The organism is Caulobacter flavus, assembly GCF_003722335.1.
GTDB classification, from domain to species: Bacteria; Pseudomonadota; Alphaproteobacteria; order Caulobacterales; family Caulobacteraceae; genus Caulobacter; species Caulobacter flavus.
The window spans coordinates 1,472,999-1,487,073 of the sequence record NZ_CP026100.1; the positions used below are offsets into that span (position 1 = coordinate 1,472,999).

Annotated in this window: 8 protein-coding genes; 6 read left to right on the forward strand and 2 right to left on the reverse strand. The window is 70.3% G+C overall.

Features of this window, described 5'->3' with window-relative positions; translation table 11 throughout:
- Positions 1-116 precede the first annotated feature (116 nt).
- The 5 genes from C1707_RS07020 (at position 117) to C1707_RS07040 (ending at position 10,213) form a co-directional block, all read left to right on the forward strand.
- A complete protein-coding gene (locus tag C1707_RS07020; RefSeq protein WP_101711048.1) occupies positions 117-2,867 on the forward strand; it encodes a TonB-dependent receptor in 2,751 nt (916 codons plus the stop codon).
- A 219-nt stretch (positions 2,868-3,086) separates the two neighbouring features.
- Entirely contained in the window at positions 3,087-5,399 is a 2,313-nt protein-coding gene (locus C1707_RS07025; RefSeq protein WP_101711047.1) for a family 20 glycosylhydrolase, read from the forward strand.
- 41 nt (positions 5,400-5,440) lie between these two features.
- Positions 5,441-7,969 (forward strand): phosphoenolpyruvate--protein phosphotransferase, encoded by a 2,529-nt coding sequence (gene ptsP / locus C1707_RS07030; RefSeq protein ID WP_101711046.1) that lies wholly within the window; start codon positions 5,441-5,443, stop codon positions 7,967-7,969.
- Between the two features lie 5 nt (positions 7,970-7,974).
- Positions 7,975-9,717 (forward strand): N-acetylglucosamine-specific PTS transporter subunit IIBC, encoded by a 1,743-nt coding sequence (gene nagE, locus C1707_RS07035; RefSeq protein ID WP_101711045.1) that lies wholly within the window; start codon positions 7,975-7,977, stop codon positions 9,715-9,717.
- A 55-nt stretch (positions 9,718-9,772) separates the two neighbouring features.
- Complete coding sequence (locus C1707_RS07040; protein ID WP_123170724.1) at positions 9,773-10,213, forward strand: hypothetical protein; 441 nt, start codon at positions 9,773-9,775, stop codon at positions 10,211-10,213.
- A 7-nt stretch (positions 10,214-10,220) separates the two neighbouring features.
- Here C1707_RS07040 and C1707_RS07045 read toward each other — a convergent pair whose 3' ends face one another.
- Positions 10,221-11,417 (reverse strand): MFS transporter, encoded by a 1,197-nt coding sequence (locus C1707_RS07045; protein WP_101711043.1) that lies wholly within the window; start codon positions 11,415-11,417, stop codon positions 10,221-10,223.
- Positions 11,418-11,620: 203 nt separating this feature from the next.
- Between C1707_RS07045 and C1707_RS07050 the strand changes: the two genes are divergently transcribed.
- Complete coding sequence (locus C1707_RS07050) at positions 11,621-12,622, forward strand: LacI family DNA-binding transcriptional regulator (RefSeq protein WP_101711042.1); 1,002 nt, start codon at positions 11,621-11,623, stop codon at positions 12,620-12,622.
- Between the two features lie 121 nt (positions 12,623-12,743).
- On the opposite strand, the gene C1707_RS07055 is transcribed toward C1707_RS07050, so the two are convergent.
- Positions 12,744-14,075: a hypothetical protein gene (locus tag C1707_RS07055; RefSeq protein ID WP_101711041.1), complete on the reverse strand. Its 1,332-nt coding sequence runs from the start codon at positions 14,073-14,075 to the stop codon at positions 12,744-12,746.

Consider the following 14,075-nt stretch of genomic DNA (forward strand, 5'->3'; position numbering starts at 1 on the left):
CCGAGGCCTGAGAAGTACCGCTCGTAGCGGGTTCGCCACGAGAAATTGGTATCAGATTGGGCTTTGGGGTTCGGCTCCGGGCCCAATGGCCCGGCACAAAGGGGAGAAGCCGAGTTATGAAGAGCATCCACAAGGCGGTCTTGACCGCTTCCGCCAGCTTGCTGGCCGTATTGGTCGCCGCGCCCGCGATGGCGCAGGAGACATCGACCTCCGTCGAGGAGGTGGTCGTCACCGGCATTCGCGCGTCGCTGCAGCAATCCATTCAATCCAAGCGTAACGCCGACGCCATCGTCGACGTGGTCACCGCCGAGGACGTCGGCAAGTTCCCGAGCTCGAACGTCGCCGAAGCGCTGACGATCGTCCCGGGCGTCACTGTCGACCGTCAGTTCGGCCAGGGCGAAAAGGTCTCGATCCTGGGGACGGATCCGGCCTTGAACCGCACTCTGCTGAACGGCCAGACGGTCGCCTCGGCCGACTGGTTCATCCTTGATCAGCCCGGCCGCACGTTCAACTACGCCCTGCTGGCGCCGCAGATCGTCGGCAAGGTCGAAGTGTACAAGTCGCCGGAAGCCCGTATCGACGAGGGCAGCATCGGCGGCACGGTCATCGTCAACACCCGCAAGCCGCTGGATCTGAAGGCGCTGACCCTGCAGGGCTCGCTGAGCTACCTCTACAACGACCGCTCCAAGAAGTCCGACCCGCAGGTGTCGTTCCTGGGCAGCTGGAAGAACGCCGACCAGACCTTCGGCATCGCGGTCTCGGCCCAGCACGCCAAGGACCAGCTGCGTCGCGACGGCATCGAGTCCTACGGCACCATTCCGGCCAGCTACTATAATGGCGGCAACCCGGAAAACCCGGTCAGCTCGATCACCAACGGCAACTGCACCGGGACCTGCGCCACCACCCTGGCGGCCAACCCGAACGCCCGCGGCGTGAACTCGCTGTCGGTCTCCTACTTCGAGCAGGAGCGCGTCCGCGACAGCTATACCGCCGCGGTGCAATGGCGTCCGACCGAAGCCCTCGAACTGAACTTCGACTGGCTGAAGATCAAGGCGACCTACGACAACACCAACCAGTCGCTGTTCGCCTTCCAGGGCAACACCTGGAACAGCCTGGGCGCGCTGACCGCGATCACGATCGAGGACAACGTCATCCGCAAGGCCTCGTTCAAGAACGCGCTCAGCGTGCTGGACGTGCAGTACCGCGAGGCCGAACTGAACTCCGACACCTACCACTTCAACGGCAAGTGGGCGGGTGACGGCTTCGACGTCTCGGGCGACCTCGGCTACTCCAAGGCCGACGGCGGCACCAAGCGCCAGCTGTACGGGGAGTTCCTGAACTGGGCGGACTACACCGTCGACTTCACCGGCAGCCCGGGCGCGCCCGGCGTGCTGACCTACACCAACCCCGCCGCCAACGGTAATCCGCTGGCCGACGCCAGCAAGTTCTCGTTCGACGGCGGCTGGGGCGGCGGCGATCCCTCGGTGGGCCCGACCGGCTACAACGCCGGCTGGGGCGGCAACATCGTCGCCAAGCCGACCACCGACAAGGAAACCTACGGCCAGCTCGACTTCGGCAAGGACTTCGAGGGCGTGATCAAGCGCGTCCAGTTCGGCTACAAGTACCGCAAGCACGAGACCACCCAGGCCATGTCGGGCGTGACGGTCTCGGTCTACGGCAACCCGGCCAGCGCCTCGCAGTTCAGCCCGTCGATCGTGCCCAGCAACTACCTGAAGGGCTTCGACGGCGTCACCGACCAGATGGGCAGCCGCTTCAAGATCGACGGCAAGGCGCTCGCCGACTACATCGACCGCGGCGGCTACCTGCGTCCGTGGCAGGCCAAGCCGGTCCCGACGGTGTTCGGCAACGCCGAGTTCACGGCCCAGAACTGGGGCATCGAAGAAACCATCAACGCCCTCTACGGCCAGGCCGACTTCCAGGCCGACAACGTGCGCGGCAACTTCGGCCTGCGCTACGTGAAGACCGAGTCCGACAGCGGCGGCTACGCCTGCGTCAACCAGACCGCCACCGGCTGCGGCACCACCGCCGCCGACTGGGCGTGGAAGGTGCGGTCCAAGAAGTACGAGGACTTCCTGCCCAGCCTGAACGTCATCGTCGACGTGCAGGAAGACCTCGTGTTCCGCTTCGCCGCGGCCCAGGTCATCTCGCGTCCGAACTACGCCGACATGTCGAACTACTTCTGGCTGTCCGACCAGATCCTGACCGGCGGCGGCGGCAATCCGGACCTGAACCCGTACAAGTCCAGCAACGTCAACGCGTCGCTGGAGTGGTACTTCGCGCCGGAAGCCATCCTGTCGGCTGAAGTCTTCCACAAGGACATCAGCAACTACATCCTGCAGCAGACGGTCGCCGAGCAGCACTTCAACCAGGCGCGCAACGCGATCACCACCTACCAGATCAGCCGTCCGACCAACGCCGGCTCGGCCACGGTCAAGGGCCTGGCGGTGGCCTACCAGCAGACCTTCGGCATGGGTTTCGGCCTGCTGGCCAACTACACTTACGCCGATGGTGAAGCCGACGGCGGTTCGCCGCTGCCCTACAACTCCAAGCACCAGATCAACGTCAGCCCCTTCTACGAGAACGGTCCGTTCTCGGCCCGGGTGACCTACAACTGGCGCTCGAAGTACTTCACGGGCCTGGATCGCGGCGACCAGATGTTCGTCCGCGCCTTCAAGGGCCTGGACGCCACGGCCGGCTACGCCTTCACCGAGAACGTCAACCTGTCGGTCTCGGCGCAGAACCTGCTGGACAGCGAGTACTACGCCTACGCCAACACCACCATGCTGCCGCGCGGCGTCTACCGCACCGGCCGCAAGCTGCAGGCGACCCTCAACGTCGCCTTCTAAGGCCTGCAGGTCCCGAGGCGCGCCGTTCCGCGCGACGCGTCTCGGAGTCCGCTGATTTGCATCGCGCGCGGCTTGGTTCAGGATCGCCCTCATGACCCGCCAGGCCGCGCAGATCGCCCTCATTTCCCTCCTGACTGCAAGCAGCGAGCTGGGGCGGGACGGTTACGGCCGGCCCGCCCGCCTTTTTGCCGACTGCCTGCCGGTGAGAGCGTCCCGCACATGAACGAATTTCGTCGCGCCGCCCTGTTCCTGGCCTCGGCCGCCTCCGTCGTCCTGGCCGCGCCGGCCCTGGCGGCGCAGCCCCTGACCCTGACGCCCGCGCCGGTGAAGGCTCAGGCGCTGGACGGCAGCTTCCGCCTGAGCGACGCCACCCGCATCCACGTGGCCAAGGGCGACGTCGAGGCGCGGAGCGTGGCCCAGCAGCTTTCCGACCTCCTGCATCGCGCCCGCGGCGTCCGGCCGGCGGTGGTGGAGGGCGAGCCCGCCGCCGGCGAGGCGGCCATTTCGCTGGTGCGGGGCGGCCCCGACGGCGAAGGCTACGGCCTCGACGTGGCCCCCGGCGGCGTGAAGATCACCGCCCAGAAGCGCGCCGGCCTGTTCTACGGCGCGATCAGCCTGTGGCAGCTGGCGGTGCAGGACGAGGCCAAGGGGCCGGTCGACGTGCCGGCCGCCCAGGTCGAGGACGCGCCGCGCTTTGCCTGGCGCGGCTTCATGCTCGACAGCGCCCGTCACTACCAGTCGATCGACACGATCAAGCTGCTGATCGACGGCATGGCCGCCCACAAGCTCAATACGCTGCACTGGCACCTGGTAGACGACCAGGCCTGGCGGCTGGAGATCAAGAAGTACCCGAAGCTGACGCAGGTCTCGGCCTGGCGCACGCCGGCCGGCGCGGCCGCCCGTGACCTCAAGACCGGCAAGCCGGTGCGCTACGGCGGCTTCTACAGCCAGGACCAGGTGCGCGACCTCGTCGCCTACGCGGCGGCCCGCAACGTCACCATCGTTCCGGAGATCGAGATGCCGGGCCACGCCCTGGCGCCGATCGTGGCCTATCCGAAGCTGGGCCTGACGCCCAACCCGCCCGCGCTGGCCCGCCACGACTGGGGGATCTTCCCCTATCTCTACAATGTCGACGACGAGACCTTCGGCTTCCTGAACGACGTGCTCGACGAGGTGATGGACCTCTTCCCGTCCGAGTACATCCACGTCGGCGGCGACGAGGCCGTGAAGGACCAGTGGAAGGAAAGCGCGGCGATCCAGGCCAAGATCAAGGCGCTGGGCGTCAAGGACGAGCACGGCCTGCAGAGCTGGTTCATCCAGCGGGTCGAAAAGCACATCAACGGTCGCGGCCGCCGCCTGATCGGCTGGGACGAGATTCTCGAAGGGGGCCTGGCCCCCAACGCCACGGTGATGTCGTGGCGCGGGATCGAGGGGGCCATCGCCGCCGCCGGCCAGGGCCACGACACCGTGCTGTCGCCCGAGCCGACCCTCTATTTCGATCGTCGCCAGAGCACCTCGCTCGACGAGCCGCCCGGCCGCATGACGGTCAGCAGCCTCAAGGACGTCTACAATTTCGACGCCGCGCCCGACGCCCTGACGGCCGACCAGCGCAAGCACATCCTGGGCGTCCAGGCCAATCTGTGGGTCGAGCACATCCGCACCGACGAGCGGGTGCAGCTTATGGCCTTCCCGCGCCTGGTGGCGCTGTCGGAAACCGCCTGGACCCAGGAAGAGCGCCGCGACTGGAACGGCTTCGCCGCTCGCGTGCCGTCCCAGATGGCTCGCCTGAAGGTGCTGGGGATCAAGGCCAACACCGCGCCGTTCGAGCCGCAGGCGAGCCTGCGTCCCGGCCAGGACGGAGCGATCGCCGCCAGCCTGAAGAGCGGGCTCGAGCTGGGTCAGATCCGCTACACCACCGACGGTTCGGAGCCGACCACGGCCTCGCCGGCCTATGGCGAGGCGCTGTCGCTGAAAGCCGGCACGGTCCTGAAGGCCCGCAGCTTCCTCGACGGCCAGCCGCTGGGCCGCACCCGCGCCTGGACCGCGACCGAGTGGGCCGCGCACACGCGCGTCAGCCGCCAGCTGGAGCTGTGCGGCAATGCGATCCCGCTTCTGTTCGAGGACGACGCGCCCGAAAACGGCCGTGACGGCGAGCGGGCGATCTTCGCCACCGACGTCATGAAGCCCTGCTGGGTGTGGAAGGGCGCCGACCTCTCCAAGGGCCTGAAGCTGACCGCCTGGGTCGGCCAAACGCCGTGGAACTTCCAGATCGGCAAGGCCAAGGACCAGATCGTGGTGCGCAAGCCGGCCACGCCCGACGGCGAGCTGGAGGTGCGCGTCGGCGGCTGCGAGGGCGAACGCATAGCCGCTATCCCGCTGGGCAAGGCCGGTCGCGGCCCGGGCCTGGGTACGGTCGGCGGCGTGCTGCCGGCTCGCGACGGCGTCCACGACCTCTGCTTTTCCTTCACCGCCAAGGGCCTCGATCCGATGCCCGCCCTCGACCGCGTCACCCTGACGTCGGCCGGCCAGTAATCCGCCCCCCATATTTTACGCCCTGGCGAGAGTTCTCCAACGTGTCCACCCTCGTTCTTTCCGCGCCGCTCCAGGGGTGGGTCGCCCCGCTCGACGAGACGCCGGACGCCGTCTTCGCCGAACGCATGCTGGGCGACGGCCTGGCCATCGATCCGACGGGGTCGGTGCTGCACGCGCCATGCGATGGCCGGGTGATTACCGTTCACCGGTCGCGCCACGCCGTCACCCTGCGGGCCGACAACGGCGCCGAGATTCTGATGCACGTGGGCCTGGAGACCGTGGCGCTCGACGGCGAGGGCTTCACCGTCCACGTCGCCGAAGGCCAGGTGGTGAAGGCCGGCGACCCGCTGATCGGCTTCGATCTCGACCTGCTGGCCCGCAAGGCCAAGAGCCTGATCACCCCGATCGTGGTGACCAATCTGGACGCCTTCTCGATCGTCCGCCGCGAACAGGATCGCGAGACCGGCGTCGGCGGCTTCCTGATGGAGCTGGTCCCGGCCGGCGGCGGCAAGGCCGCGGTCGTGCTCGGCGAGGGCGAGGTGACGCGTGAGGTGGTCGTGCCGCTGGTGCACGGCATCCACGCCCGTCCGGCCGCCCGCATCGCCGAGACCGCCCGCAAGTTCGCCGCCGAAGTGGCGCTGGTCGCCGTCAACCGCCGCGCCAGCGCCAAGAGCCCGGTCGGGGTGATGTCTCTGGCCATCCGTCTGCACGACCGCATCACCATCGCCGCTTCGGGCGTCGACGCCGACTTCGCCGTGGCGGCCATAGCCGAACTGATCGAGGGCGGCATGGGCGAGAGCGCCCACGACACGCCCGTCGCCGAGGAGGCCGCGCCCGTCGCGGCCGCCGCCGCCGAACCGGCCGAACCGGGCGTGCTGCGCGGGGTGCTGGCCGCCCCGGGCCTGGCCATCGGCCAGGCCGTGCGCCTGGTCGCCGACGAGATCGTCGTGGTCGAGACGGGCGCCGGCGCCAGCCCCGAACTAGCCGCCCTGGACGACGCCCTCTGCCTCGTCCGCGACCGTATCGAGGCCTCCGCCGCAAAGGGAGACAGCGCCCGCAAGGCCATCCTCGGCGCCCACCTGGCTTTCCTGGAAGATCCCGAACTGACCGCCGCGGCCCGCAAGCTGATCGGCGAGGGCAAGAGCGCGGGCTTCGCCTGGCGGCGCGCCGTCGGCGGCTATGTCGAGGCCCTGCGCGGCCTGGGCGACCGCCGCCTGGCCGAACGCGTCGACGACCTGGTCGACCTCGAGCGCCAGGTGCTGCGCGCCCTGACCGGCGAGGAAGAGACCGCCCGCGTGCTGCCGGCCGGCGCGATCCTTCTGGCCGACGAGCTTCTGCCTTCGCAGCTGATGGGCGTGGATCCCAGCCAGGTCGCCGGCTTCGCCACCGCGCGCGGCGGCCCGACCTCGCACGTGGCCATCCTGGCGGCGGCCATGGGCCTGCCGGCCCTGGTCGCGGTGGGACAGGGGGCGCTGGAGATCTCCGACGGCACGGCCCTGATCCTCGACGCCGAAGGCGGGCGCCTGCGCGTGGCCCCCGACGCCGAGGCCCTGGCCCAGGCCCAGAGCGCCATCGCCGCCCGCCACGAGCGCCGCGCCGCCGCCAAGGCCGCCGCCCATCAGGAAAGCCGCACCGCCTGCGGCGAGCGCATCGAGGTGTTCGCCAATGTCGGCTCGGAGAAGGACGCCCTGGCCGCCGTCGCCAACGGCGCCGAGGGTTCGGGCCTGCTGCGCACCGAGTTCCTGTTCCTCGACCGCGACACCCCGCCCGACGAGGACGAGCAGGCCCGCCAGTACCAGGCCGTCGCTTCGGCCCTGGACGGCCGGCCGCTGATCGTCCGCACCCTCGACGTCGGCGGCGACAAGGCCGCGCCCTACCTGCCGATTCCGGCCGAGGAGAACCCGGCGCTGGGCCTGCGCGGCGTGCGCGTCAGCCTCTGGCGGCCGCATCTTCTGAAGACCCAGATCCGCGCCATCCTGCGCGTCCAGCCGCCCCAGGGCCAGAAGGGGAGGCAATGCAAGATCATGGTCCCCATGGTCGGCAGCCTGTCGGAGCTGCGCGCCGTCCGCGCCGTGCTCGACGAGGCCAAGCGCGAGATGGGCATAGCCGAGCGCGTCGAGCTGGGGGTGATGATCGAGACCCCGGCCGCCGCCGTCACCGCCGACCTGATCGCCGCCGAGGCCGACTTCCTGTCGGTCGGCACCAACGACCTGACCCAGTACGTGCTGGCCATGGACCGGGGCAATCCGGAGCTGGCCGCCCGCATCGACGCCCTGCATCCGGCGGTGCTGCGGATGATCGACCAGACCTGCAAGGGCGCGGCCAGGCACGGGCGCTGGGTGGGCGTCTGCGGGGGCCTGGCCTCCGACCTCGCCGCCGTGCCGGTGCTGCTGGGCCTGGGAGTGACCGAGCTTTCGGCCACCGCCGCGGCCGTGCCGGAAGTGAAGGCGCTGGTGCGTGGGCTGTCGCTGGAGGCCTGCCGCGACCTCGCCGCCAGGACCCTGGACCAGACCTCGCCCGAGGCGGTCCGCGACCTCGCCAAGTCCTTCTCTCAGACCCTGGGGGCCTGACGCCGATGAAGTCTCCGCTCGAAATCCTCCAGCCGCTGGGCCGGGCCCTGATGCTGCCGATCGCGGTGCTGCCGGTGGCCGGTCTGCTGCTGCGCTTCGGCCAGCCCGACCTTCTGAACATTCCGTTCATCGCCGCCGCCGGCGAGGCGATCTTCTCCAACCTCGGCCTGCTGTTCGCCATCGGCGTGGCGGTGGGCCTGGCCAAGGAGAACAACGGCGCGGCCGGCCTGGCCGGCGTGGTCTGCTTCCTGATCGCCACCGAGGGCGCCAAGGCCCTGCTGCACGTGCCGCCCGAGGTGGTCGCGGGCCTGCCCAAGGAGGCGGTCGACCTGGCCGGACCTGCCTACAAGGCCAAGGCGCTGGCCAAGCTCAGCGTGCCGATCGGCATACTTTCCGGTGTGATCGGCGGGCTGTTCTACAACCGCTTCTCGGGCTTCAAGCTGCCCGAGTACCTGGCCTTCTTCAGTGGCCGCCGCTTCGTGCCGATCATTTCGGGCGTGGCGGGCCTCGTCATCGCCCTGCTGGTCGGCTTCGGCTACGACGGCATCAACGGCGGCGTCGACGCGGCCAGCCGCGGCGTCGTCGGCTCGGGCGAGATCGGCCTGTTCGTCTACGGCTTCCTGAACCGGCTGCTGATCGTCACCGGCCTGCACCACATCCTCAACAACATCGCCTGGTTCGTGATCGGCGACTTCCACGGCGCGACTGGCGACCTGCGGCGCTTCTTCGCCGACGACCCCAGCGCCGGGGCGTTCATGAGCGGCTTCTTCCCGGTGATGATGTTCGGCCTGCCGGCCGCGTGCCTGGCCATGTTCCACACCGCCCGGCCCGAGCGGAAGAAGGCGGTCGGCGGCATGCTGGCCTCGCTGGCCCTGACCTCGTTCCTGACGGGCGTGACCGAGCCGATCGAGTTCTCCTTCATGTTCCTGGCCCCGCTGCTCTACGCCGTGCACGCGGTGCTGACCGGCGCGGCCATGGCCCTGATGAACCTGCTGGACGTCAAGCTGGGCTTCACCTTCTCGGCGGGCCTGTTCGACTACGTGCTGAATTTCGGCAAGGCGACGCGCCCCCTGTGGCTGCTGCCCATCGGGGCGGTCTATTTCGGCCTCTATTACGGCCTGTTCCGCTTCTTCATCCTCAAGTTCGACCTCAAGACTCCCGGCCGTGAACCCGCCGACGAGGCCGCGGCCCTCTCCGCCGCCCCGGCGCCCAGCGCCGGCGGGCGCGGGGCCGACTTCGTGCTGGCCCTGGGCGGGGCGGCCAACCTGGTGAGCGTCGACGCCTGCACCACCCGTCTTCGCCTGATCGTCGCCGACCAGAAGGCGGTCGACGAGCCGCGCCTCAAGGCGCTGGGCGCGCGCGGGATCGTGCGGCCGTCCGACAAGGCGCTGCAGGTCGTGCTGGGGCCCATCGCCGACGAGGTGGCCGGCGAGATCCGCACGGCCGCCGGCGCGGGCGTCCAGGCGCCGGCCGCCGTGGTCGCGGCGCCCGTGGAGGCCGCCGATCCCAAGGCCGCCCGGGCCCTGCTGCCGGGCCTCGGCGGCGCGGCCAACATCGTCTCGGTCAGCGCCTGTTCGAGCCGCCTGCGTCTGGAACTGGCCGATGCGGGCAAGCTGGACGAAGCCGCCCTGAAGGCCGCCGGCGTCCGCGCTCTGGTCCGACTCGACGGTCTGGTCGTCCATCTGGTGCTGGGTCCGCGCGCCGAGGCGGTGGCCAAGGCGCTTGCGGCGGGTCACACCGTCGCCTGACGGGCTTGGCCGTTCCCTCGCGCCGTGCACTATGCGCGGCGTCGAGGGGGCGGTGATGCGTTGGATCTGTCTGGTCGGAGCCGTGGTGGGCGTGGGCGTGGGCGCCGAGGCGAGCGCCTGCTCGATCGTCGTGACCCACGAGCCTACGCCCTACGAGAAGATGCGGCGGGCGCGCGAGACGATCGCGGAGGCCGCCGCCGTCATCGACGGCGAGGTGATCGCGCCCTATCGCAGCGAGGACGAACCCGCCGTGGTCCGGGCCGAGCACGTGCTCAAGGGGCCAGCCAAGGTCGAGTTCAAGGTGGCCGCCCCGACCTCCTGCCATGAGGCCTTCACCGAGGTGGGGCTCCGCGCGCGAATGGTGCTTTACGGCGGGCCCGACGTCTACACCGCGCCCGATACCCAGACCGAGGCGCGCTACGAGGACAGGGTCCTGAAGTCGGACCGGCGCAAGGTCTGGCCCTGGACGCCGGCGCCGAAGCCCCCCGCTCGCTAGGCGGTCGCTAGGCTGCCGCCATCGCCCGTTCGCGGCGGTCGTCCCACACGGCGATCGCCCAGATCACGAAGCCGCCGGCCGCCAGGGCGCAGCCGACCCAGCCGGTCGAGCGCCAGCCGAAGCCGCCGGCCACGGCCAGGCCCGCGAGCCAGGGGCCCAGGGCGTTGGCGGTGTTGAAGGCCGAGTGGTTCAGCGCCGCCGCCAGGGTCTGGGCCTCGCCGGCCACGTCCATCAGGCGGGTCTGCAGGGCCGCGCCCAGCCCGCCGCCGCAGCCGATCAGGAACACCACCGGGACCAGGGTCCACAGGCTGCCCACGGCCATGGGGTAGAGGGCCAGCGAGGCGACGCTCCACAGCAGGATGGCGCCGACGGCCGGCATCAGGGCGCGGTCGGCGGCCCAGGCGCAGACCAGGGTGCCGGCGGTCATGCCCAGGCCGAACACCATAAGCACGCCAGGCAGGGCGGCGGGCGAGGCGTGGGTGACCTCGATCAGGGTCGAGGCCAGGTAGGTGTAGACGGCGAACATGCCGCCGAAGCCGATGGCGCCGATGCCCAGCGTCAGCCAGACGCGGCGGCTGGCCAGGGCCGACAGTTCACGAAGGGGGCTGGCGTCCTTCGGCGCGGGCTCGCGCGGGGCCAGCAGGAACACCGAGACGGCGGTCAGGGCCGCCAGCACCGAGACGATGACGAAGCCCCAGCGCCAGCCGATCCACTGGCCGACCGCGTTGGCCAGCGGCACGCCGACGATGGTCGCCACGGTCAGGCCGATCATCACCCGGGCCACGGCCGAGGCCCGCTTGTCGGGCGCGGCCAGCGAGGCGGCGACCAGGGCCGCCACGCCGAAATAGGCGCCATGCGGCAGGCCGCTGAGGAAGCGGAAGATCACCATGGTCTCGAAGGTCGGCGACAGGGCCGACAGCCCGTTGCCGATGGCGAACAGCACCATCAGGCCGACCAGCAGGGTGCGGCGGGCGATCCTGGCGGCCAGCACCGCGATCACCGGCGCGCCGACGACGACGCCCAGGGCATAGGCGCTGATGGCGTGGCCGGCCGTCGGCTCGTCGACGCCCAGGGCGCGGGCGAAGTCGGGCAGCAGGCTCATCGAGGCGAACTCGGTGGTGCCGATGGCGAAGCCGCCCAGCGCCAGGGCCAGTTGGACGGGTCCCGCGGACGGGGCGCTGCGGGCGGACGGATGGGCGCTCATGGCGAACCTTGCTGGGGCGGAGAGCCGCGAGGCCGGTCGCGCACGCGCCTGCGCCCGCCCGGACGAAAAGGCCCGGCGGGGACGGCGCGCGGTTAAGGGCCGCGCTGCGGTTGGTCGAATGTGTGCATAGCTATTCACTCGCCATTCCGAACGCAAGCCTCTAATAGAGGGCGCCAGGGGAAAATGGTGCGAGGGATCGCCGCATGAGCGGGAACTGGCGGCCGCCGTCGTCGACCGACGTGGCCAGGGCGGCGGGGGTGTCGCAGTCGGCGGTGTCGCGCGCCTTCACGCCGGGCGCCCGGATCGCGCAGGCCACGCGCGCCAAGGTCATGGCGGCCGCCGAGGCCCTGGGCTATCGGCCCAACCTCTTGCCCAAGATCCTGCAGACCAACCGCTCGGGCATCGTCGCCGTGGTGGTGGGCGGCTTCTACAACCCCTACTTCGCCATGACCCTGGAGGCGTTCTCCAAGGCGCTGACCGCGCGGGGGCTGCAGATGCTGCTGGTGCGGGTCGAGAGCGACCGCATCCTCGACGGCGTGGTCGACCAGCTGGCCGGCTACCGCGTCGACGCGGTGGTCTCGGCCCTGGCCCTGACCTCGCAGGACGCCGCCGACCAGCTGTCGAAGCTGAGGATTCCGATCGTGACCCTGAATTCGGACCTGTCGGGCGACTGGATCCGCTCGGTGTCGTCCGACAACTTCGCCGCCGGCGAGGCGGCCGCCCGGCTGCTGCGCGAGCGGGGCGGGACGCGCTTCGGCTTCGTGGCCGGACCCGGCGACAGCCCGGCCCAGGTCGCCCGCGAGGCCGGCTTCGCCCACGGCCTCGAGAAGCTGGGCCTGCCGCCCGCGATGCGGGCCGGCGGGGGCTACGACTACGCCAGCGGCGCGCGCGCCGCGCGCGACCTGTTCTCCGGCGCCGAGCGCCCCGACGCCCTGTTCTGCGCCAACGACCTCGCCGCCTTCGGCGTCATCGACATGCTGCGCGAGGACTTCGGCCTGACGGCGCCCGCCGACGTGCTTGTGGTGGGCTTCGATAATCTCGACATGGCCGCCTGGGCCCCCTACCGCCTGACCTCGTTCGACCAGGACGTCGAGGCCCACGTGGCTACGGCCATGGAGCTGCTCGACCTGGAGGCCGGCGCGACCTGCGTGGCCCGCGTCGTGCCGTCGCGGCTGGTCGAACGCGAAAGCACGCGGCGCGGCTAGGGATCAACAAAGCCTCCCGAGTTGAGCCAGAACGCCGAGGTATATGGCGATCGACATCGGCGCAGTTCGTGGCGGCGGTCTCGGCCTGGGAGAACGCCGCCTGAGGCCCAGATGCGAGGGCTCAGCCCAACGCCATGGCGGCGCGAACGATCCGGGCGCATTCAATGCGGTCGACGTCGTTGTGGTTCTCGATGGCGTCGCAAAGAATGTTGGTGACCCGTCCGTGCGGCAACACCAGGTCGTCGGTATAGACGACGTCGGTCCCCTCGGCGTTGGTCAGCCCTCTGGCCCCATTGGCTCCGAGCCCGCCAAAGACATCCAGGCTTCCGCCAAAATTAGGGGACACGCTGATCAGATTGCTGATCGTCTGGGACACGCGCGAGGCCGCTGGATAGGCCAGGCCCACGGCCTCGTCGCGCCAAGTATGGGTGATGGCGATGGGACCCGTCACCCGCTTTTGGGTGAGCACGTCGCGGAAGCCGCCAGCGGCGATGTTGTAGAGCGGCCCATAGCGCAGGTTTGCGCCGAACGAATTGTGCGAGAAGGCCGCCTGCAGCAGGGTCATGCTGGCGACCTTGCGCTGGGCCATGGACTTGGCCGCCGCCGTCACCAGTCGCGCGCCAAAGCTGTGACCGACCAGGTGCAGGCGGATATTGGCCAGGGCGGGAGCGGCGTCGAGCATGGTTCCCAGCCGCTCACCGACCAGTCCCGCGCGCTTCTTCAGCTCGTAATAGGCGACCTGATTGAGCAGCTTGGCGACGCCTGCGGTCGCACCGCTGAAGAAGCCCTGGGCCTGGCCCCCGTCCGAGGCGTCGTCTTCGGGATGGAAGCCCGCCGCTGCGCCGCCGCCTGACACAGCGTCGGGCGCGGCGGCGTTCTGCCTGCCGAGACTGTCAACGATCTGCGAGCCGGGCAGCGCCAGGAGCTCTTTGTGGTCCCGCTGGGTGTCGGCATCCGCGGCGCCCGTGCGGGCCGCCGCCGCCCTCAGGATGTTGGCCAGGGTGTCGGCGTCTCCGCCGCCGCCGGTGGCCAGTTCGGCCTGGATGGCCAGTTGGGCCGGATCAAGACCAAGGAACTCGGCCACGCCGCGCGCCTGCCTGCGAAGGACGTCGAGATGCAGTTCTCCGCCCGCCGAAGCCGCCTGGCCGCCCAGAACCTGCTCGGTTTCACGGCCCAGGTCGTCGCGAAAGCGGTCTGAGGGCCAGAAGACGCCCCAGACGACCACTTTTCGCCCGGCCGCGTCGAAGCGGCCCGCGTCCGCCGTGGCCAGATTGCCGATCAGGGTCCGGTAGAGATTTTGCGAGGCGGCCGCGTCCATGTGCCAGCCGTGCGACACGATGACGAGATCGGTGACGCCGGCAGGCGGGGTCGGCAGGGCGGACGGCTGCAGGCGGCCTTGGCCGTCGAGCTTGAAGACGATTTCGGCATAGGGATAGCCGGCGATATCGGCCAT

Bases quoted from the DNA above. Each gene is read 5' to 3' on its own strand.
- nagE (WP_101711045.1), top strand. From the start codon at position 7,975: ATGAAGTCTCCGCTCGAAATCCTCCAGCCGCTGGGCCGGGCCCTGATG.
- C1707_RS07020 (WP_101711048.1), top strand. From the start codon at position 117: ATGAAGAGCATCCACAAGGCGGTCTTGACCGCTTCCGCCAGCTTGCTG.
- C1707_RS07055 (WP_101711041.1), bottom strand. From the start codon at position 14,075: ATGGCCGATATCGCCGGCTATCCCTATGCCGAAATCGTCTTCAAGCTC.
- C1707_RS07025 (WP_101711047.1), top strand. From the start codon at position 3,087: ATGAACGAATTTCGTCGCGCCGCCCTGTTCCTGGCCTCGGCCGCCTCC.
- C1707_RS07050 (WP_101711042.1), top strand. From the start codon at position 11,621: ATGAGCGGGAACTGGCGGCCGCCGTCGTCGACCGACGTGGCCAGGGCG.
- C1707_RS07040 (WP_123170724.1), top strand. From the start codon at position 9,773: ATGCGTTGGATCTGTCTGGTCGGAGCCGTGGTGGGCGTGGGCGTGGGC.
- C1707_RS07045 (WP_101711043.1), bottom strand. From the start codon at position 11,417: ATGAGCGCCCATCCGTCCGCCCGCAGCGCCCCGTCCGCGGGACCCGTC.